Origin of the sequence: Acidovorax sp. HMWF018 (genome assembly GCF_003061035.1) — a bacterium.
In the GTDB taxonomy this organism is placed as follows: Bacteria; Pseudomonadota; Gammaproteobacteria; order Burkholderiales; family Burkholderiaceae_C; genus Acidovorax; species Acidovorax delafieldii.
Map to the genome: position 1 here is coordinate 2,754 of NZ_QAIM01000386.1, position 18,206 is coordinate 20,959.

The 18,206-nt window shown below is 66.5% G+C and carries 20 protein-coding genes; 4 read left to right on the forward strand and 16 right to left on the reverse strand.

From position 1 onward, the window contains the following. From DBR23_RS30755 to DBR23_RS15125, 4 genes are all read right to left on the reverse strand, one after another. A partial coding sequence (locus DBR23_RS30755; protein ID WP_233250475.1) for an alpha/beta fold hydrolase occupies window positions 1–550 on the reverse strand: 550 nt, incomplete at its 3' end. A 71-nt stretch (window positions 551–621) separates the two neighbouring features. Next, entirely contained in the window at window positions 622–1,422 is an 801-nt protein-coding gene (locus DBR23_RS15115) for an alpha/beta fold hydrolase (RefSeq protein ID WP_108498794.1), read from the reverse strand. Window positions 1,423–1,596: 174 nt separating this feature from the next. After that, entirely contained in the window at window positions 1,597–2,022 is a 426-nt protein-coding gene (locus tag DBR23_RS15120; protein WP_108498795.1) for a hypothetical protein, read from the reverse strand. 217 nt (window positions 2,023–2,239) lie between these two features. Then, a complete protein-coding gene (locus DBR23_RS15125; protein WP_108498796.1) occupies window positions 2,240–2,938 on the reverse strand; it encodes a class I SAM-dependent methyltransferase in 699 nt (232 codons plus the stop codon). Between the two features lie 112 nt (window positions 2,939–3,050). Between DBR23_RS15125 and DBR23_RS15130 the strand changes: the two genes are divergently transcribed. The 3 genes from DBR23_RS15130 to DBR23_RS29670 all read left to right on the forward strand — a co-directional run bounded on the left by DBR23_RS15130 (window position 3,051) and on the right by DBR23_RS29670 (window position 4,589). After that, on the forward strand, window positions 3,051–3,932 hold the full coding sequence (locus DBR23_RS15130) for a LysR family transcriptional regulator (protein WP_056747102.1): 882 nt from the start codon (window positions 3,051–3,053) through the stop codon (window positions 3,930–3,932). Window positions 3,933–4,044: 112 nt separating this feature from the next. Then, window positions 4,045–4,293 (forward strand): DUF2805 domain-containing protein, encoded by a 249-nt coding sequence (locus tag DBR23_RS15135; RefSeq protein WP_199227718.1) that lies wholly within the window; start codon window positions 4,045–4,047, stop codon window positions 4,291–4,293. A gap of 128 nt (window positions 4,294–4,421) precedes the next feature. Next, a complete protein-coding gene (locus tag DBR23_RS29670) occupies window positions 4,422–4,589 on the forward strand; it encodes a hypothetical protein (protein WP_156379521.1) in 168 nt (55 codons plus the stop codon). A 43-nt stretch (window positions 4,590–4,632) separates the two neighbouring features. Here the strand turns inward: DBR23_RS29670 and DBR23_RS15140 are convergent, their stop codons facing one another. The 8 genes from DBR23_RS15140 to DBR23_RS15175 all read right to left on the reverse strand — a co-directional run bounded on the left by DBR23_RS15140 (window position 4,633) and on the right by DBR23_RS15175 (window position 12,812). After that, a complete protein-coding gene (locus DBR23_RS15140) occupies window positions 4,633–5,658 on the reverse strand; it encodes a phosphotransferase enzyme family protein (RefSeq protein WP_108498797.1) in 1,026 nt (341 codons plus the stop codon). A gap of 134 nt (window positions 5,659–5,792) precedes the next feature. Next, entirely contained in the window at window positions 5,793–6,530 is a 738-nt protein-coding gene (locus DBR23_RS15145; protein ID WP_108498833.1) for an SDR family NAD(P)-dependent oxidoreductase, read from the reverse strand. A 52-nt stretch (window positions 6,531–6,582) separates the two neighbouring features. Next, window positions 6,583–8,145 carry a cryptochrome/photolyase family protein gene (locus tag DBR23_RS15150; RefSeq protein ID WP_108498834.1) on the reverse strand — a complete coding sequence of 521 codons (1,563 nt, stop codon included), beginning with the start codon at window positions 8,143–8,145 and terminating at the stop codon, window positions 6,583–6,585. Then, window positions 8,142–9,458, reverse strand: a complete 1,317-nt coding sequence (locus DBR23_RS15155; protein WP_108498798.1) for a DASH family cryptochrome — start codon at window positions 9,456–9,458, stop codon at window positions 8,142–8,144. Before DBR23_RS15155 ends, DBR23_RS15150 begins: the two co-directional genes overlap by 4 nt. Beyond that, entirely contained in the window at window positions 9,455–9,628 is a 174-nt protein-coding gene (locus DBR23_RS32290) for a DUF2256 domain-containing protein (RefSeq protein WP_099730703.1), read from the reverse strand. Before DBR23_RS32290 ends, DBR23_RS15155 begins: the two co-directional genes overlap by 4 nt. A gap of 3 nt (window positions 9,629–9,631) precedes the next feature. Beyond that, entirely contained in the window at window positions 9,632–11,203 is a 1,572-nt protein-coding gene (locus DBR23_RS15165; RefSeq protein ID WP_108498799.1) for a cryptochrome/deoxyribodipyrimidine photo-lyase family protein, read from the reverse strand. A 23-nt stretch (window positions 11,204–11,226) separates the two neighbouring features. Then, window positions 11,227–12,234 (reverse strand): NAD(P)/FAD-dependent oxidoreductase, encoded by a 1,008-nt coding sequence (locus DBR23_RS15170; RefSeq protein ID WP_108498800.1) that lies wholly within the window; start codon window positions 12,232–12,234, stop codon window positions 11,227–11,229. A gap of 11 nt (window positions 12,235–12,245) precedes the next feature. Beyond that, on the reverse strand, window positions 12,246–12,812 hold the full coding sequence (locus tag DBR23_RS15175; protein WP_108498801.1) for a lipocalin family protein: 567 nt from the start codon (window positions 12,810–12,812) through the stop codon (window positions 12,246–12,248). A 116-nt stretch (window positions 12,813–12,928) separates the two neighbouring features. Between DBR23_RS15175 and DBR23_RS15180 the strand changes: the two genes are divergently transcribed. Next, a complete protein-coding gene (locus tag DBR23_RS15180) occupies window positions 12,929–13,171 on the forward strand; it encodes a glutaredoxin (RefSeq protein ID WP_056747094.1) in 243 nt (80 codons plus the stop codon). A gap of 169 nt (window positions 13,172–13,340) precedes the next feature. On the opposite strand, the gene DBR23_RS15185 is transcribed toward DBR23_RS15180, so the two are convergent. The 4 genes from DBR23_RS15185 to DBR23_RS15200 all read right to left on the reverse strand — a co-directional run bounded on the left by DBR23_RS15185 (window position 13,341) and on the right by DBR23_RS15200 (window position 18,191). Next, on the reverse strand, window positions 13,341–13,808 hold the full coding sequence (locus DBR23_RS15185; RefSeq protein ID WP_056747093.1) for a DM13 domain-containing protein: 468 nt from the start codon (window positions 13,806–13,808) through the stop codon (window positions 13,341–13,343). Window positions 13,809–13,853: 45 nt separating this feature from the next. Beyond that, on the reverse strand, window positions 13,854–14,720 hold the full coding sequence (locus DBR23_RS15190) for an alpha/beta fold hydrolase (RefSeq protein WP_056747092.1): 867 nt from the start codon (window positions 14,718–14,720) through the stop codon (window positions 13,854–13,856). A gap of 48 nt (window positions 14,721–14,768) precedes the next feature. Then, a complete protein-coding gene (locus DBR23_RS15195) occupies window positions 14,769–15,935 on the reverse strand; it encodes an ABC transporter substrate-binding protein (RefSeq protein ID WP_108498802.1) in 1,167 nt (388 codons plus the stop codon). Between the two features lie 99 nt (window positions 15,936–16,034). Next, entirely contained in the window at window positions 16,035–18,191 is a 2,157-nt protein-coding gene (locus DBR23_RS15200) for a D-(-)-3-hydroxybutyrate oligomer hydrolase (RefSeq protein ID WP_108498803.1), read from the reverse strand. Between the last annotated feature and the right edge of the window lie 15 nt (window positions 18,192–18,206).

The window sequence follows — 18,206 nt, forward strand, 5'->3', positions numbered from 1 at the left end:
CGACCTCTGCGGCGTCGCGCGACAGCCATTCGTAGCCGGTGCGGTGTTCAAAGCCTGCGTTGAAGGCCGCGAGCCCTGCGGGCGCGTCAGCGGGCGCATTGGCCATGGCGGCGGCGAGCAGGTCAAGGGCGGTGGAACCTGACAGGATGACGCCGGACCAAATCGATGAATCGTCCAGGATGGCCGCCTGCGCTGCGAACGAGCCCATGGAGTGGCCGAACAGGAACACGGGCAGTTGCGGCCCGTGCTGCGCACGCAGCAGTGCGCCGAACTGGGCCACGTCGGCAATGAGGCCGCTGAAGCCTGCGCTGCCAAAGTCGCCCAGCTTGCCACCTGCCGTGCGCCCGTGGCCGCGATGGTCCACGGCGTGGACGATGAAGCCTGCGGCGTTGAGGGCCCGCGCAAAGCGGTCGTAGCGCTCGCCATGCTCGGCAAGGCCGTGGGAGATTTGAACGACGCCCACGGGTTGGCCCGGGGTTTGGGCCCAGGTGTAGGTGGTGACCTGGGTGCCGTCTGCGTTGGACTGGAAGGAGGTGGTGGTGGTGCTCATCGTTTCATTCTGGCACGGGGTCTGGCCGGCGCGCCACGATGAAATTGCCACAGGCGTGGCCGCCTCCGCCTTCAGCGAAGCGCGCGGGCGGCCTGCAATGCTGCGCGAATTGCGCTGACCACGGCCTCGGGCTTCTCCAGCGGAATGCCGTGCCCGCTGTCCACCCACTCCTGGGTGGAGCCGGGGTAGAGGTGGGTGAAGTCGGCGCGTTTTTGGCGCACCTCTTCGGCCAGCGCAGAAGAAGCCCCGGGGGTTTGCAGTGCGCTCAGCACAAACACGGGCAGGGTTGGGTCCACCGGCAGGCTGACGACGCGCTGCCCGGTGGCGTCCAGCGCTGCCAGCTCTTGTTTGACCACGTCAGAGGTGCCCAGGCGGAAGGCCACTTTTAGCCATGTCGGCCACAGGTCGGGGTTGCCAGCGCCTCGCATCTGCTCGGGGTGGGTGGAGTCCACCAGCACCAGCGCAGCCACCTCGGCGGGGTATTGGCGCGCATACAGCTGCATGTACAAGCCACCCAGCGAGTGGCCGACCAGCACATAGGGCGGCGGTAGCTGGCGGGCCCTGAGCAATGCCCGCAGCTCTTGCACCACCTGCGCCCCATCGCGCGGCTGGGGGGACGCATCGCTGCGGCCGTAGCCCGCGCGGTTGTAGGCCAGCGCGCGGGTTTCTGCCACGGTGTCGGGCCAGACCTTGGACCACCAGTCCAGCCGGGCGCCCAGGCCGTTCTCGAACACCACCACGGGTGTGCCCTGCCCCGCCTGCACGTACTCCACCGTGCGCCCGTCCACCGTGTCGATGGTGGCGCCGGGCAAGCTGGCGCAACCGCTCAAGCAGACTGCCAGCAGCAGGCTGGCCCAGTGCCATCGGTTCATGGTCTCAAGTCCTTTGCATACAGGTTCATGGCCCGCAGGCCAAAGCAGCGCGGTGCCATTGAGAGCGGCTAACAAAGCTCAGCGAAGCGGTTCTGGCCAGGCGCTGTGTCGCAGGCAGTACGAGCAGTACGACAAGACACAGCAACGACGCCAGAAGAGTTTTGTTAGCCGCTCTTAGCAGCGGCCCGCCGTGCGCAGCAGTGCATTGCATTCCTTGGGCGCAGCGCGGCCCTGTGGCTGAGCGGCTGCTGCCGGTGCCTGGGCGCCACCAGTGCCCGCGCCGCCCACCATGGCGGTGCAGACGGCGTCGGAATGTGGAGTCTGGCCGAAGCTCATGGCCTTCTGAAAGCCCGTTGCGCCGTACAGGTAGCACCGGTAGCTGGCGCCGTCGCGGGTGTTGACGGTGTAGTTGATGCGGCCGCCGGTTTCCTCCTGCCGGTCGGTGATGGTGAACTGGCCTGCCGTGCGGCCAATGGCTTGCGCAGTGCGCTGCTCCAGCCCCGCCTGGTCGAGGGTGGACGCGCAGCCGGTGAGGAACGCCACAGCGGCGACGAGGCCAGCGACGAGCTTGAGAGACAGGGGGTGGTTGCGATGGGTCATGGTGTGAGTGGCAGTGATGGGAGTTGGTGGGTGAGCGAGCGAAACCGTGTGTGCAACAAGATGGGTGATGACGGCAGGGCCGCAGCAAATCGCATATCTGGGGCCCCTTCTGCGGCGCATGGGATGAACGCAGGGGACCGACAACACATCCGTGGGCAAGGCTCCGCCCGGCGGCCTTTTAAAGCCGCCAGCCTGTGTTGAAGTGGGTGGGTAAAACTCAGCCCGGTTTGCGGGCCACGATGAAGGCGCGGATGTCCTTGCCGCGCGTGCCGTGCCGCTCGGTGCAGACGATTTGCAGGCCCTGCTGCACCATGGCTGAACGGAGCCGCTGTTCGTCAAAGGACAGCACCGGAGGGGCCTTGCCGATGGCGCGCATCAGGGGCACGGCCAGGTAGGGGATCAGCGGGTTCATCTCTGCGATGCAGGCGGTCTTGGAGATCAGCAGCCCCCCCGGGCGCAGCACCTTTACCAGTTGCCTGAGCGCGTCGTCCAGATCACTCATCAGGTGCAGCACATTGAAAGCCAGCACCGCGTCGTACACCTCTGGCCCTGGGGCCATGGCCTCTGCGTCGGCCACGGCGAAGCGTAGGGCTGCTGACGGTTGCGCGGCCAGCCGCTGGTGGGCGATGGCGATCATCTGCGACGACACATCGGTGGCCAGCAGGCTGCGGGTGAATGGCGCCAGGCGCAGCGCCGTGCTGCCTGTGCCGCAGCCAATCTCCAGCACGTCATGCTGGGGCGACAGCAGGCCTTGCACGCGCTGCAAGGTGGCTTCATACCCTGCCAGGTCGGCAATGGGGTCGGCGGCGTACTTGGGTGCAATGCGGTCCCAGAAGCGCGCTTTGGCTGACGCAGCCGGCGGGGTGGCGGCGGAGGGCAATGCGCGGGAGACGGGAGCAATGGCAGAAGACGACATGGTGTGCAGACCGGGTGAAGTGCTGAAGCAGCGAGGTACAGAGCCCAGATGCTATCCATGCATTGAAGCTCAGGAAACTGCGGTAAATTGCAGTGAACATATACGTTTACGCATGGATAACCTCGACTGGAACCAACTGAAGGCTTTTTTGCAAACGGCGCAAACCGGCTCGCTGTCGGCCGCCGCACGCAAGCTGGGCCTCACCCAGCCCACGCTGAGCCGGCAGGTGGCGGCCATTGAGCAGCAGATGGGCGTGACGCTGTTCGAGCGCGTGGGCAAATCCATGGTGCTCACGCCCACCGGGCTGGACCTGCTGGAACACGCCCGCGCCATGGGCACTGCTGCAGAGGCCCTGGGCCTGGCCGCCAGTGGGCGGTCGCAGGCGGTGGGGGGCGTGGTGTCGGTGTCAGCCACCGATGTAGTGGCGACGCACTTGCTGCCCCCCATCCTGCAACGCTTGCGGGCACAGGAGCCAGGCATTGCCGTGGAAGTCATCGCCTCCAACGCGCTGAGCGACCTGCTGCGCCGCGAGGCCGACATTGCCATCCGCCACGTTCAGCCCGAGCAGCCCGAGCTGATCGCCCGCCTGGTGCGCGAGGCCCGGGCTTGCTTTTACGCGTCGGAGAGCTGGGTGCAGGCCCACGGCCACCCGCGCAGCGCTGAGGACGCTGTGAATGCGGAGTTTGTGGGTTCAGACCGCAACGGCCAGTACCTCGCGTATCTGCGTCAGTACGGTTTGAGCCTGAGCGAAGACAACTTCACCTGCTACGCCGACCACACCGCCGCCCACTGGGCGCTGGTGCGCCAGGGCATGGGCATTGGCGCCATGATGGACGAGATCGCCCGCGAAACGCCGGGCATCGTCCGCGTGCTGGACGATGTGGCGCCAGTGCGTTTTCCCGTCTGGCTGGTGTCGCACCGCGAGCTGCGCACATCGCGACGGATTCGGGTGGTGTTTGAGGCGCTGGCCGAGGGGCTGTCGTTAGACCGCTGAGCGCCCGCACCAAGGGGTGGGAAGGGCTTGCATGGCAAGAGTGAAAGGGCCACCGCAGCGCAAGGTGAAAGCAGGCGCACTACCCTCGCGCCACCACCTGAACACACCGACCATGACCACACCGCGCGCCGCCGACTTGCCGAGCACCCACCCGAGCGCGCCGCTGGGCGCCGCCACCGTGGGCGAGATCATCCAGATGGCGCTGAGCGACCACGTGAGCTTTGCGCAGATCCGCGCCGTCCATGGTCTGCACCACGATCAAGTCAAGGTGCTGATGCGCACGCACCTGGCGCCGGGCAGCTACAGGGCGTGGCGCAAGCGGGTGAGGGAGTTTGGGGAGCGCCGGGAGAACTACAAGTAGGCGGTGGGCAAGCGCCGCCCAGCACCTGTTCAGCGCCCGTTCAGCCTGGCACCGACAACATGGCGGCAAGGGTCAAGGCGGCATCTGACCCCGCCCCTTCTCCACCTCTAGCCGCTGCAGGAACCACCATGAACACCGACCTCAAGAACTTTGTGCTCCCTATCGCCCGGGCCGTGTCCGCCACGCTGTTTTTTGTGTTCAGCGTGGCCTTTCTCTCGGTCCCGTACAGCCTGGAGCAAGACCCCAGCGATGCGCAGCAACTGACGCATCCAGTGGCCCCACGCCACATGACCTGAGCCTGGGTGCCTGCGCAACGCATCAGGGCTCAGTGCAGGCCCATCAAGCGGGCAAATCCAGGCGGGCCCAGGCGGCCATCACATCCGGCTGCTTCTTGATCCAGTCGGCAGACATCATGTTGGCACCCCAGTGGTGGATACGCGCCACGCCCTCCCCCATGTTCCACAGGTGCCTCAATTGCACGAAGAGCGGCAGGGCGGCGAGGTCAGCATCGGTGACATGGCCGCCGCCTGCGCGGTAGCCAGCCAGGTACTGCTGCCAGCGCTTGAGCAAGGCTTCGTCTGGCTCCATCGGGGCTTTGCGCGGCAGGTTCGACCACAGCCACACACACAGGTCATAGGCCAGGAACCCTGGCCCGGCGTCATCAAAATCGAAGAATGCGGCGCGGCGCACTCCCTCGGCATCGGTGTACACATGGTTGTTGAAGCCATGGGTGTCGCCGTGGCACATCACACGGGTCAAGGTGCTTTCAACATCCGCCAGCTCACCCAGAAGGCGGTGGATCAGTTCGCGGTAGGCATCCAGCACGGTGGGGGCCAGCTCGGGATGGGCGGCAAGGTAGTCCAGCGTGCGGCCCGCCAGATGGTGGCCGTCCAGCACGTAGAGGCTTGCGGGGCCGGTGTAGCTTTGCGCGGCGCTGTGAATCTGGGCCAGCGTGGCGCCGGTCAGGTTCAGGTCTTCGGGGGTATCGGGCACAGCGCCTTCGCAGTGGCGGAACAGGACCAGCACACGAGGGCCCTCCGGGAACGAAAGGGTCACGCTGGTCGTGCCGTTCGCAGCCAACACCGGAGAGGCCACACCCACGCCCTGCGACTCCAAGTGGGCCAACAATGCCAGCTCAAAATCCACGTTGAACGGACCGCGCGGTCGGATGGCGCAGAGCCTTGCCACGTAGCGGCTGCCGTCCGCTGTTCGCACAGCGTAGTTGTCATTGAGGTTGCGGCGGATCAGGTAGCACTGCTGCACGGGCAGGCCGTAGTGGCGTTCTACCCACTGCGCCACAGGCGCGGCTGCGGCCGTGGTGTGGGAGGCAACCGGTGTTGTGTCGGGCGATGGGGTTGAATGCATGCGGCATTCTGCATGCAAGCAATACGGCGGTCGCGCACGGACAGTGGCACATGGCGTGCCTTTGAGCAAAAGGCCCGACAGCGCTTACTGCTGGTACGCAAGCAGTATCAAAACCATAGCACCGCGCGCCACGCTTACCAGGGGAGTGGCGCGCCACTGTAGGCGTAGAAGCTGCCCGTCTCCTCGGGCGCGAGCCCATCCAGCACCCGCAGCATGTCGCCCGCCGCATCCGCCGCCGGACGGCCTATTTCTGCGCCATTGAAAGGGGCCGACAAGGCCGAGTTGACGGTGCCCGGGTGCAGCGCCACCAGCACGGCCTGCGGGTGGGTGCGGGCCACTTCGATGGACGCCGTTTTGACCAGCATGTTGAGCGCGGCCTTGCTGGCGCGGTAGCTGTACCAGCCGCCCAGGCGGTTGTCGCCAATGCTGCCCACCTTGGCCGACAGCACCGCCAGCAAGCCGCGCCCCTGCTTGGGCAGCAGCGGTGCAAAGTGGGCCAACAACAGCGCGGGGCCGAAGGTGTTGGTGCGGAAGGTGGCCTCCATCTGCGCGTAGTTCAACTGGCCCAGGCGCTTTTCAGGCATGCCGTGGGGACCGTGCAGCAGGCCTGCGGCGTGGATGATGCAGTGCCATGGTCCCTGTGCCTTGAGCTGCTGGGCTGCTGCGGCGATGGTGGCCTCGTCGTCCAAATCGACGGCCGGCTGGGTGTGGCGGCCCAGGCCCACGGCCAAGGCGCAGCGCGGATCGGCCTGCAGGTGGGCGAGGAAGGCGCTGCCGATGGCGCCGGTGGAGCCGATAACCAGGGCGCGGTAGCCATCAGGCAGCGACTGCAAAGAAGTGAACGGCGTTGCGGTGGGTTGTGCTTGAGACATGGCGCGGTCCTGTCCTGCGGTGAGGGTGTCGTTGGGTGCTTCTGCAAGCGCTTTACAGAGCGTCCAGCCGCGTGCGCAGGCTGGCCGCATGCTCGCGCAGTGCATCGAGTTGCGGGCCCTGCATCTTCTGCAACTGGCGGTACACCATGCCGAGGCGGAAGTTGTTGCCCAGCGTGCCTTCATTGCGCGCAAAAAAGTCCCAATACAGCGCGTTGTACGGGCAGGCGCGCTCACCCACTTTTTGCTTCTTGTCGTAGTGGCATCCGCTGCAGTAGTCGCTCATGCGATCGATGTAGGCAGCGCTACTCACATAGGGTTTGGTAGCGAGCAGGCCGCCGTCGGCAAACTGGCTCATGCCCACGGTGTTGGGCACTTCCACCCATTCAAAGGCGTCGATGTACACGCCCAGGTACCAGCGGTGCACGGCGGCGGGGTCGAGCCCCGCCAGCAGCGCAAAGTTGCCGATGACCATGAGGCGCTGGATGTGGTGGGCATACGCATGCTCCAGCGACTGGCCCACGGCGTGCTGCATGCAGCGCATGCGGGTGTTGCCCGTCCAGAACCACTCCGGCAGCGGCGTGCTGTGGCCCAGGGCGTTGCGCTCGTCGTACCCGGGCATGTGGGCCCAGTAGATGCCGCGCACATATTCGCGCCAGCCAAGGATCTGGCGGATGAAGCCCTCCACCGCAGGCACGGGCGCAGTGCCTGCGTGGTAAGCGGCTTGGGCGCGCTGCACCACCTCGTGCGGGCGCAGCATTTTGGTGTTGAGCGCGAAGGACAGCAGGGAGTGGAAGAGCCTGCTGCTGCGCGTGCTCATCGCGTCTTCATACGCGCCAAAGTGCGGCAGCGTAGTGGTGATGAAGTGGTCGAGCCACACCAGTGCCTCGGCCCGGTTCAGCGGCCATCGCAGCGCATGGGCCTGCGGGTTGCCAAAGCTTTGCACGCCAGCGGCCTGAATGGTGGCCCACAGGGCGCTGTGGTCGTGCGTGGGGCGGGCATCGGGCGGCAGCGCGGGTGTGCCGGGCCAGGGCTTGCGGTTGTCGTGGTCGTAGTTCCACTGCCCACCTTCGGGCTCAGCCGCTGCGTCGATCAGCACGCTGTGGCGCTGGCGCATGCGGCGGTAGAAGTGCTCCATGAGCCACTGTTTGCGACCTTGGAACACCTCGGCCACTTCGGTGCGGGTGGTATAGAAGTGTTCGCTGCTGACGGCCTGCACGGCAAAGGCTTGCTCTGCACCCCAGGTGCGCAGCTGCTCGTCCAGCCGCCATTCGTCGGGGTGCTGGTATTGCAGCGTACGCGCGCCGTAGTGGGGCATGAGGGCGGCCAGGTTGTCGGGCATCGACTGGCGGTTGCTGGCGTCGTCAATCGCCACATAGCGCACGCGGTGCCCGGCCTCGCGCAGGTGGCGGGCCAGGTCGCGCATGCCGGCAAAGATGGCGAGGATTTTTTGTGCGTGGTGCAGCACGTAGTCGGTCTCTTGCCGCACTTCCATCAGCACGTAGACCACGCCTTCGTCCGGCGTGGCAAACCATGAATGCTCGGGGTTGAGCTGGTCGCCCAGAAGCAGGCGAAGCGTGTGGGCACGCTGTGGGGTAGAGGGTTGTGGCGTGCTCATGCCGTGCCCCATAGGCGGCGGTAGCTGCCGTCGGCATCGTGGTCTTGCGCCTGCTTGGTGGGGTTGAAGCGCCGCCCCCCGCGCGGGTCGGTGCCGCGCCCGGCGATGTAGAGCCAGTTGGCCTGGTTGCTGTACACGTCGTAGTCCACCAGTTGCGATTCAAACCACGCCGCGCCCGCGCGCCAGTCGCCCCGCAGGTCGTAGATGAGGTAGCTGGCCACCACCTGGCGCAGGCGGTTGCTGAGGTAGCCGGTGGTAGCCAGTTCGCGCATGGCGGCATCGACCAGGGGCTGGCCCGTATCGCCCCGGCACCAGCGATCAAAACCGCGCGGGTTGTGCGGGGCGGGCGGCAGTTCTGACAGCCCGCGCGCCCGGTACAGCGCTGCACCGTATTGCAGGTGCAGCAGCCGGAAGTAATCGCGCCACAGCAGCTCAAACCACAGCCAGTAGGTGCCGTCATTGGCGCCGTGGTCGCGCTCGAAATTTTTCAGATCGGCATAGATCTGGCGCGGAGACAGCGCGCCCGTAGCCAACCAGGGAGAGAACTTGCTGGAGTAATCCAGCCCCGTGAGCCCGTTGCGCGTGTCCTTGTAGCTGTGGGGCAACTTGCGGGCCAGGTACTGCGCGAGGTGGGCCAGCGCAGCGGCCTCGCTGCCATCAAAGGCAGCGGTGCCGTAGGGGAAGGATGAGCGGGCATCGCTGCCCTGCGGCGGCGCGGGTTGCAGGATGGCTGCGGTGCCCTGCTCTGCGCCCGCTACCTGCAGCACGGAGGCAGGTACATCGGGTGGCGGGGGCAGTTTGGTCGGTAGCGGCAATGGTGCGGCGGGGGTAATGCCTGCGCGCTCTACCTTCTGGCGAAAGCTGGTGAACACACCCGGTAGCTGGTCCGCAAGCCAGGGCATGCGCGCCGGGGGCAGCAAGCTGCTGTGCCATACAGCGCGCACCTGCAGACCTGCTGCGCGCAGTGCGGCCACCTCGGCCTGTTCGTAGGGGGCGGCAATGTCTTCACACACCACGGTGGTGGCACCCACGGCCTGGGCCAGTTGGGGCAAGGCGGTGGCAGGCGGTGCCTGGCAGATGAGCAGTGGGTTGCCCAGAGCGCTCGTTTGTTGATGCAGCCCGCGCAGCGCAGCGGCGGTGAAGGCGCGGCGGTGCGCGCCCACGCGGGCAAAGCCCCAGGGTGTGGATTCATCAGGCGCAGGCAAGCACACCACGGGTAGCAGGTGCGTGGCACCGCTGGTGAGGGCTGAACGCAGCGCGGGTTGGTCGTGCAGGCGCAAGTCGTTACGAAACCAGAACAGCGCGGTGCTCATGCAGCGCCCTCCCCTGCGGCCTTGTCGGTGCGTTTGCGTTCGCTGCGGCAGCGGTCGGAGCAGTACTTCACCTCGTCCCAAACCTTCTCCCACTTCTTGCGCCAGGTAAAAGGCAGGCCGCAGTGTTGGCAGGTCTTTTGCGGCAGGTCGGATTTTTTGCGCATGCGCATGGTTCAAAAGTCCAGGGTTTGCTGCTGGGGGTGCTGGGCGGCGTTGCGTGCGCGAGCCCGGGCGCGTGCCTGGGGGCCGCCTCCATCGCGAAACTGGCGGGAGCCGTGCTTTTCCACAATCGCGGCCTGGGCGGCGCGCACGGCGGGCTGGGCGCGCAGGCCGTGCACGCGGGCCTTGGCGGTGCGGGTGGCGGTGTCCAACTCCACTAGCGGCACGGCAATGTCGTGGCCCACGCGCACGCCGCAGCGGGCCTGCACATCGGGCGGCATGCGCCAGGGCTCCAGCAGCCAGGCATCGGGCACGCGGCGCAAGGCGGGCAGCCACTGGCGCACAAAGTGGCCGTGGGGGTCGTGGTCTTGCGCCTGCTTGATGGGGTTATAGACGCGGGTGGTATTGATGCCGGTGGTGCCCGCCTGCATTTGCATCTGACTCCAGTGGATGCCGGGCTCGTAGTCCAGAAACTGGCGGGCCAGCCATTCGCCCACGGGCCGCCAGTGCAGCCACAGCGGGTACGAGGCCACCGACACCAGCATGGCCCGCATGCGAAAGTTGACCCATCCCGTCTCGCGCAGCATCGCCACGCAGGCATCGACCATGGGCCAGCCGGTGCGCCCAGCCACCAGGGCCTCGAAGTGAGCGGGGTTCCATTCCGCTTCGCGCAGGCCGTTGTAGCCCTGGTGCAGGTTGTGGTGCTCCAGTGCGGGTTCCGATTCAAGCTTCTGGATGAAATGGCAATGCCAATGCAGGCGGCTCATGAAGGCCGTCAAGCCTTTGCGCTGCCACGCAGCTCCAAAGTCAGTGCTGGCCTTGAGTTGCTGCTGGCGCCGCTGGGTGGCCTGCACCACCTCGCGCATGCCCAGGCAACCCAATGCCAGGTAGGGCGACAGGCGCGAGCAGGCGCTGGGCGCTGTCAGCGGCGACGAGATGCCGCCACGGTAGCCCTGGCTGCGCTCCGCCAAAAAGTCTTGCAGCACGCGCAGGCCTTCTTTGCGCCCCCCGCGCTGGCGCTGGGGTGGGTCATGCGCGGGCAGGCCCAGTTCAGCCCCGCTGGGCCAGGGCTGTGCAGGCCACGGCAACGTACGGGCCTGCAAGAGATCAGGCCCGGGGGCGAGCACCACCGGTGCGTGCATGTGGGCCTGCCAGTGTCCCTGCCAATCATCGCGTGAACGCAGGCGGCGCACCACGCCGTGCTGCGGCCATTCGCGCCATGCCACGCCCTGCGTGCGGCACCACCGGCCCACCGCCAAGTCGCGGGAATAGGTGTGGGCGTTGCCGGTTTCTTCGTGCGCCACAAGAGTGTGGAACGGGGCCAGTGCATGCAGGCGGGCCAGTACGTCCACCATCTCGCCCACGGCCACCTGAAGCGTGGCGCCGCGCCGTTGCAGGGCCAGGGCCAGGTCGTGCAGGCTTTCTTGCAGAAAGTGGTAGTGCTGCAGGGCGGCATCAGGCTGCGCCCACAGGCTGGGCTCGACGACATACAGACACAGCACCGGGCCCTGGGCGGCGGCGTGCTGCAGCGGGGCGTGGTCGTGCACGCGCAAGTCACGCTTGAACCAGACCACGGTGTAGCTCATGGCACAAGCCCTGTGCGCACAGATCAGGCGGCTGCGACCTGTCGCGCCAGCGCCAGGCCGCTGAGCCAGGCGCCCTCGACCTTGCCGCCATTCAGCCAGTCACCACACAGCCCCAGGCGGGCATTGGCGTCCCACCAGCAGCCCAAGGTCAGTGCGGGTTCGGTATCCGCATAGCGCCAACGGTGCGCCGTGGCAGCCAGGGGTGTGGGGCCGCCCAGGGCCGCAAAGGCGGCGAGCAAGGCAGCGGTGACGCTGTCCGCGCTGTCTTCGATATGCGCCTCGCTCCACTCGGCACTGGCGTGCAAAAGCCACGTTTCTGGCCCCGTACGGCCGGGCTTGCTGGTATCACGCGCCACCCAGCGCAGCGGGCCGGTGTTGATGAAGGCGCCGTCCCACGGCAAGGCCACAGGCGAGGCATAACGCAACATGACGGCCCAGCTGCCCCGCATGCGGGCACTGACTGCGACCGCAGCGCCGACGGGGGCCACCTGGGCTAACAGCGGCGCCACCTGAGGCGCGGGCACAGCCAACAGCACAGCGCGGTAGCGCTGCGCATGCAGCCCCTGCTCTGCGCAAGTGATGGACCATCCTTCGGGGTGCCGCTCCAGCCGATGCACGGTGGTCTGCCACTGGGTGTGGGCGCGCTCGCCGGCCTGTGCCAGGCCCTGCACCAGCCAAGCAGCGGGCGATGTCATGCGGGGTGTGCCCACAAAACGCTCAAGGGGCGTGTGCGGGGTGGTCCACGCCGTGCCATCAAAACTTGCCAGGCGTGCGCCCCATGGGGCGGCCACACCGGCCTGCTGCCACCGGGCAACTTCTGAGCGAAAAGCGGCGTCACGTGCGGTGAAATACTGCGCGCCGTGGTCGCACTGCCAGGGGCCGCTTTGGTCCTCCGCGCGCCGAGTGCTCATGCGGCCCGACGGCCCCCGACTCTTGTCGAAAACATGCACCGTATGTCCCGCCTGCAGCAGCGCCTGTGCACACGATAGGCCCGCCAGACCTGCACCGATGACGGCGATGGGTTGTGACATCGTCAAAACACTCATGGCTGCGGGTCGGTGCGTTCTTGGGCTACCCAGATCAGCGCCTGGGTATCGATGCCCAATGCCTGTGCGCGGGCCAAAAGTTGCTCGCGCACAGCAGGCTGCAGCTGCTTCGTCCGTGACAGGATCCAGCTGTAGCTGCGGTCCGGGCCTACCACCAGCGCCCATTGGTAATCGGCATCCAGCGCGGCCACGTGGTAGCCGCCGTAGAACGGGCCAAAGAACGAGACCTTGAGCGAGGCGGTGTTGGTGTCGCCGGTGAACTTGGCTTTGCCCTCCGCCTGGCGCCAATCGCCCTTGCCCGTATCAAAACCGCGATTGAGCACACGCACGCTGCCATCCGCCTGGCGCTGGTAGGTGGCGCTCACGTCCGTCATGCCGCGCTCGAAAGAATGGTCGAGCCGCGCCACCTCGTACCAGCGGCCTTCATACCGGGCCAGATCAAACGGGGTGACGGGGGTGACACCGGGAGGCGGCGTGGTGGATGAGCAGCCCACCAAGGCCACGACAAAAGACACCGCTAAAAGCAGCACCGAACGGCGGACCCAAGGAAATAGCAGAGCCATAAATTACCAATCAGTCACAAAACAAACCGAATAGTAAACCACTCCACCACAGCAACGGCACAAGCCTGAGGTCGGCGCGGTCTCATGACCCACTCCACGCCCCGTAAACTCGCACCATGACCCTTCAAATCACTGTGTATTCCAAGTCTGCCTGCCCGCAGTGCGAGTCGGCCAAGATGCTGCTCAAATCCCGCTCCCTGCCCTACGAGGAAATCAAGATCGATGACGAAACCGAGCGCCTGGCGTTCTATGCCAAGTGCGGGCCATCGGTGCGGCAGATGCCACAAATTTTCATCAATGACCAGCGTGTGGGCGGACTCGCCGGGTTGCAAGCCGCGCTGGCGCAGCTGGGCGCCTGAACGCCTTTTCCGACATCAGCGGGCAGTGCAATCGGGGGGCGTGGATGCCCTGGACGCCCCGCATGGGCTGATGCACATGCCACTAGCCGGGGCGCCCATTACCCCTTCGTGGCTCCACGCCTTCCGGCAGAGCACTTGCACACACCTGGCATGACCTTGAACAGTCGTTCTACCGGTACTGCGCGGCCGTGATGAACTGGCCGAAGGTCTCACACCACACGATCACGGTGTTGAACCGTGCGGGGTCCACGCCCTGCGGCACCGGAACGATGAAGTTGTTAAACGTCTTCACATCCCCCACCCGCAGCATTTGTGGCTTGAGACGCTGAAAGTCCGCCTCTGTCTCCACAAACGCAGGCGACAGGTACAGCTTGTAGTCGGGCCCCGGTGCCAGCTTGCCTGCCAGGCTGATGGCTTGTGGGCCAATCGACACCACGCCCTCGCCCCAGTGCAGGGCGTCGCTGTCCTTCAGATCGCGGCGAAAGGTGGCTTTCCATGCTGCCGTGGGCAGGCTTGCCTGCACCTCCTGCAGCGTAGGGGCTGCGGGCGCGATCAGGATCGGCAACCAGTACACACCCGCAGCGAACCCCACAGCCAGGGTGAGCAAATGCGAGGCGATCAACAAGAACGGTTTCATGGCGGTAGGCAACAAACAGTTGGAGCCAATGTACCGCCAGTCGCGTCACCCCGCCCGAGCCAAAAACCCGTCTACCAGTGCGAAATGCTCGGGCACGTTCAGTGCTGGCGCATGGCCGCAACCGGGCACCTCGACCACCTGGGCCAGCCCCCGGGCACCCGGGCCGCGGGTGAGCATTTCGGCGGTGACATCCGGGAGCACCAGGTCAGACTCCGCCCCGCGCAGGCACAGCACTGGAATGCTGAGCGCGTCGTAGTGGTCCCAGATCAGGTAGTCATTGGCATGGTGTGTGAACTGCTGCACCATGGCGGGGTCGTAGTGCGGCGTCACACGTCCGTCGGCAAGGCGGCGCGTGCTGCTCTCGGTCAGCCGACGCCACTGCGCGTCGCTCAGCCAGCCGTAAGGCTTGTACACCTGCCTGAAGAACGCCTCCAGCTCCATCACCGTATCGAACGCCGGCGGGTGGCCCGCGTAGGCCTTGATGCGCTCCAGCGCGGCATCGGCCAGGCGCGGTGCGTTGTCGTTGAGCAGCAGGCTGGTGATGCGGCCCTTGAGCTGCGGCTCGAACAGACCCGATGCGCACACCGTGCCGATGGCTCCACCCATCGACGTGCCCACCCAGTGCGCTTTCTCGATCCCCAACTGGTCAAACAGGCTGGCCGCAATGCGCGCGTAGAACGACAGGCGGTACTCGTCGTGCGGCGCGCGCGCCCACTGGCTCAGGCCCCGGCCCAGGGTGTCGGGGCAGATCACGCGGTAGCGCGGTGCCAGGTGCGCGGCCAGCTCGTCCATGTCGCGCCCGGTGCGCGCAAGACCATGCCATGCAATCACCACCGGCGCGTCACGCGCACCCCACTCCATGTAGTGGATTTCATAGCCAGCACAGGTGGCGTAGTGCGAGGTGGGGGACATGATGGCGACCTTGTGGAACAGAGAAGAAAAAAGTGAAGCGTCGGCGGCTCACTTCATGAGGCGGCCGTTGCTGCCGATGACGGTAACCTCGACATAGCGCGAGCCGATGCGGCTGGTGGGCGAATAGCCCAGCGTGATGCCGCCGAGGTCATAGCTTTGCAATGACTCCAGCGCTTTCACCACCTTGGCGCGTGTGGGCGCAGGCCCGGCGCGGCGCAGAGCCTCGACCAGCACCTTGGCGCCCAAAAACTGCTCGAAGCTGGTGTAGTTGACCTCGGCCTCAGGCGCGTACTTCTTCAGCAACGTCTGGTACTCGCGCACCACGGGCAGTTGCGGGCGGTAGGGGTACGGCACCACCTGACTGATGCCCAGGCCGTGGGCGTTCTTCAGGCCCGCGAGCTTCACCAGCTCCGTCGGGTCCACCACCGAGATGTTGTACAGCTGCGCGCCGCCGCCCTGCTCGCGGTAGCGCTGGATGAAGGCCGCCGCAGGCTTGTTCACCGCAATCATGATGACCGCATGCACATCGGCAGCCTTGATGGCTTTGACGGCGTCATCCACCTTGTCGGTATTGCGCTCATAGCCTGCTGACACCACGAGCTTGAGGCCGCGCTTGGCCAGCGCCGCCTCCACGCCCGCGAGGCCCGCCTTGCCAAAACCATCGTCCTGGTACATCACCGCCACGCGGTTCATGCCCAGGGTGGTGAGCTGCTGCACCATGTGCTCGGTTTCGTCCACATAACCCGCACGCACATGAAAGATCCAGGGGTTGAACGGGCTGCGCAACGACTCGCCACCGGTGTAAGGCGCCACCAGCGCGGCGCCGCCCTGCTCCAGCACGCCATCGGACAGCAGCTGGGTGATGTTGGCCGTGCCTGCAAAGCCGTAGAGCGCCACCACCTCGGGATTGGCCAGCAGCTCGCGGGTGCGGGCCACCGTGTCTGCCACCTTGTAGCCATCGTCGGCCACCGCCTGGCGAATGCTGGCGCCGTGCACGCCACCCTGTGCATTGACCCAGTCGAAATAGATCTTGCCGCCCAGCACCATCTGAGCGCCGGTGCTGGCCAGCACGCCAGACAGCGGTGCCACCTGCCCCACCACCACATCGGCAGCCCTCGCTGGCACCGAAACGCCTGCGGCCAGTGCCACCATCAGCGCGCCACTCCACCTCAGGGCGGCCGACGCGCGGCGTGCCCAACTCTTCACAGTGTTCATTGGTTCCATCCTTGTGATGACTGCGCATGGATTGGCCCGGGGACATGCACCGGCAGTGCACGAGTCCCGGGCGTCCACATAGGTCGTTCAGCGTCCCGGTCAGTCGGGGATGGAAATGGCGCCCGCCGTGATGGCAATGGCGTTGGCGGCAGCGGGCGTGGCTGCCAGCGGCGGCACGTTGGCGGCGGTGATGGCCGGAGCGCTGCCCGGTGTGCCGCCACGTGGCACCGTGCGCACCACCTGGCTGGCGGGCAGCGCCTTGCCGTTGGCGAGGTGGTCGTACACGGCGTCGAGCGCATGGTTCAGGTACACGTGCAGCGGTACGTAGCGGCTGTCATAACCCGGCAGCACGGTGGGCAAGCCGATGAAGCTGTCGAAGTGCTGGGCATTGGCCACTTCCACATAGCTGAGCTTGCTGGCGGCGCCTTCGACCTTCTTGTTCAGCGCAGCGTAGGGGCGCGACGTATGGCTCACCGGCAGCAGTGCGTCGGCACGGCCATGCACGATCACAGCGGGCTTGCCGCGCAGGTTGCCGTTGCGGCGGGTTTCCTGAACACCGGCCTGCAGCTTCTTGGCAGCAGCGTCGTTGCCGGTGACGAGGTTGCGCAGGCACAGCGCACCGCTCAGGTTCCAGTCGGCCACGCCAGCGTCCGACACCGACAGGAAGTCGCGTGCCGGGCCCAGCTTGCCCAGGTTGTTGACCAGGTTGATGCCGCCCGATGGGGGCACGCCATTGCCCGTGGCAAACATGCCAGCGAGCGCTGCGGGTGCCAGTGTTGTCACCGCGCCCGTAGCCGCCGTGGCCGCGTAGCTGAAGCCGCACAGGTGGTCCTTGACACTGGCACGCGACAGGCTGTTGGCGAACGTGACGGCCACCGCCGGAGCGACTTCAAAAGCAGCCAGCGATGCATGCAGGTCGTTGGACTCCGGTTCCCAGCCGTAGGCGCGCAGCTTTTGCAAAGCCTCTTCGGCCTGCGTGGCCGTGGTGGAGGCCGTGAGCAGGCCCGCTGTCTTGAGCGAAGCGCACCGATTGGGCGCAATGGGCAGGGCCGCACTGCCGAAGCCCGCTGCAAAAGCGGCTGCGTAGGGGCTGGTGCTGACCGATGGTGCCAGCGATGCGCAGGCCTGGTAGAGGTTGGCGTAGGTCGTGAAGTCCACCAGCGTCTTGCCAGTGACGGCCACATCGGCGCTGCCACGGCGCACCGTGACGCCTGGGTTGGCCGGCATCTCGATGGCCGGCTCGGACACGGCCACGCCGCTGATGAGGCCCTGGGTGTCCAGCTCGGCCGCAGCAATCGCGGAGCCACCACCGTTGGAGATGCTGGATGCAATCACGATGGTGTTGGCCGGGGTCAGCGTCTTCAGGCGCTGGCCCGCTGCATCGGTGGCGCCATAGCGCTGGTTGAGCACGTAGTAGCCAAACTCCACCGCCTGCAGGGTGGTGGTGCCCCAGTCCTTCTCGGCATTCTGGCCCGAGTGCGCGTGTTTGAAGGCAAAGCGGTTGGGTGTGGCGGTGTTGAAGGCCGCCAGCTCGGTAGCGGTGAGCCCTGCGTTGAAGGCCGCGGCCTTGCCCGCTGCCGTGGCAGTGGTGCGGGTGCCGTCAATCAGCGGCACGGTGTCGTTTTGCAGGTCGTGCGGAGCACCGCCCGTGCCCTTGTCAGAGTACGCCACGGCGCAGCCCTTCTTCAGGCCCCACTCGCCCGTGGAGATGCCGCCGTACACACCGCGCGAGCCCGAGGCCGTCGCGGTGATCATGCAGGGCTTCTTGGGGTCGAAGCTGGCAGGCACCTGCACCATGAGGGTGACGTTCTTGCGGCCGGTGCCGTCGTCGGCAAACGCGATGTATTCGGTGCCCGCCACCTTGCCCTCGCCGGTGGTGACCTTGCCCTGCGCATCCACATTGGGGCCATACAGCGTGCCGTAGCCGCCCGCCGCCGTCATGTCGAGCATGGCGCGGTAGTTGGTGTGGATGGCGGTGCGGCGCAGCTCGGCCGCCGTGGGCTTGAGCGGGTCGGCGTAGGCGGGCGGCACAGCGGCCGCCAGGCCCGTGGCGCCCAGGCCAGCCGTCAGCAGGTCGTTGCTGGTGCCATCGTACATGGCCTCGCTGATCGCACCCAGGTAAGCGGGCTTGGTGTTGAGTGCGGCGCTGTCGCCGTCACTGCCGCCGCAGGCAGCCAACACCGCAGCGGCCAGCACGGCGGGAACGAACGGACGAGAAAAGGGACGAAAACGCGGGTTCTTCATGCTCATCTTCATGTGCTTGTCTCCTGG

What these genes read in the sequence shown, in the direction of transcription:
- DBR23_RS15115 (WP_108498794.1), bottom strand. Translation starts at nt 1,422, where the DNA reads ATGAACCGATGGCACTGGGCCAGCCTGCTGCTGGCAGTCTGCTTGAGC.
- DBR23_RS15120 (WP_108498795.1), bottom strand. Translation starts at nt 2,022, where the DNA reads ATGACCCATCGCAACCACCCCCTGTCTCTCAAGCTCGTCGCTGGCCTC.
- DBR23_RS15125 (WP_108498796.1), bottom strand. Translation starts at nt 2,938, where the DNA reads ATGTCGTCTTCTGCCATTGCTCCCGTCTCCCGCGCATTGCCCTCCGCC.
- DBR23_RS15130 (WP_056747102.1), top strand. Translation starts at nt 3,051, where the DNA reads ATGGATAACCTCGACTGGAACCAACTGAAGGCTTTTTTGCAAACGGCG.
- DBR23_RS15135 (WP_199227718.1), top strand. Translation starts at nt 4,045, where the DNA reads ATGACCACACCGCGCGCCGCCGACTTGCCGAGCACCCACCCGAGCGCG.
- DBR23_RS29670 (WP_156379521.1), top strand. Translation starts at nt 4,422, where the DNA reads ATGAACACCGACCTCAAGAACTTTGTGCTCCCTATCGCCCGGGCCGTG.
- DBR23_RS15140 (WP_108498797.1), bottom strand. Translation starts at nt 5,658, where the DNA reads ATGCATTCAACCCCATCGCCCGACACAACACCGGTTGCCTCCCACACC.
- DBR23_RS15145 (WP_108498833.1), bottom strand. Translation starts at nt 6,530, where the DNA reads ATGTCTCAAGCACAACCCACCGCAACGCCGTTCACTTCTTTGCAGTCG.
- DBR23_RS15150 (WP_108498834.1), bottom strand. Translation starts at nt 8,145, where the DNA reads ATGAGCACGCCACAACCCTCTACCCCACAGCGTGCCCACACGCTTCGC.
- DBR23_RS15155 (WP_108498798.1), bottom strand. Translation starts at nt 9,458, where the DNA reads ATGAGCACCGCGCTGTTCTGGTTTCGTAACGACTTGCGCCTGCACGAC.
- DBR23_RS32290 (WP_099730703.1), bottom strand. Translation starts at nt 9,628, where the DNA reads ATGCGCATGCGCAAAAAATCCGACCTGCCGCAAAAGACCTGCCAACAC.
- DBR23_RS15165 (WP_108498799.1), bottom strand. Translation starts at nt 11,203, where the DNA reads ATGAGCTACACCGTGGTCTGGTTCAAGCGTGACTTGCGCGTGCACGAC.
- DBR23_RS15170 (WP_108498800.1), bottom strand. Translation starts at nt 12,234, where the DNA reads ATGTCACAACCCATCGCCGTCATCGGTGCAGGTCTGGCGGGCCTATCG.
- DBR23_RS15175 (WP_108498801.1), bottom strand. Translation starts at nt 12,812, where the DNA reads ATGGCTCTGCTATTTCCTTGGGTCCGCCGTTCGGTGCTGCTTTTAGCG.
- DBR23_RS15180 (WP_056747094.1), top strand. Translation starts at nt 12,929, where the DNA reads ATGACCCTTCAAATCACTGTGTATTCCAAGTCTGCCTGCCCGCAGTGC.
- DBR23_RS15185 (WP_056747093.1), bottom strand. Translation starts at nt 13,808, where the DNA reads ATGAAACCGTTCTTGTTGATCGCCTCGCATTTGCTCACCCTGGCTGTG.
- DBR23_RS15190 (WP_056747092.1), bottom strand. Translation starts at nt 14,720, where the DNA reads ATGTCCCCCACCTCGCACTACGCCACCTGTGCTGGCTATGAAATCCAC.
- DBR23_RS15195 (WP_108498802.1), bottom strand. Translation starts at nt 15,935, where the DNA reads ATGAACACTGTGAAGAGTTGGGCACGCCGCGCGTCGGCCGCCCTGAGG.
- DBR23_RS15200 (WP_108498803.1), bottom strand. Translation starts at nt 18,191, where the DNA reads ATGAAGATGAGCATGAAGAACCCGCGTTTTCGTCCCTTTTCTCGTCCG.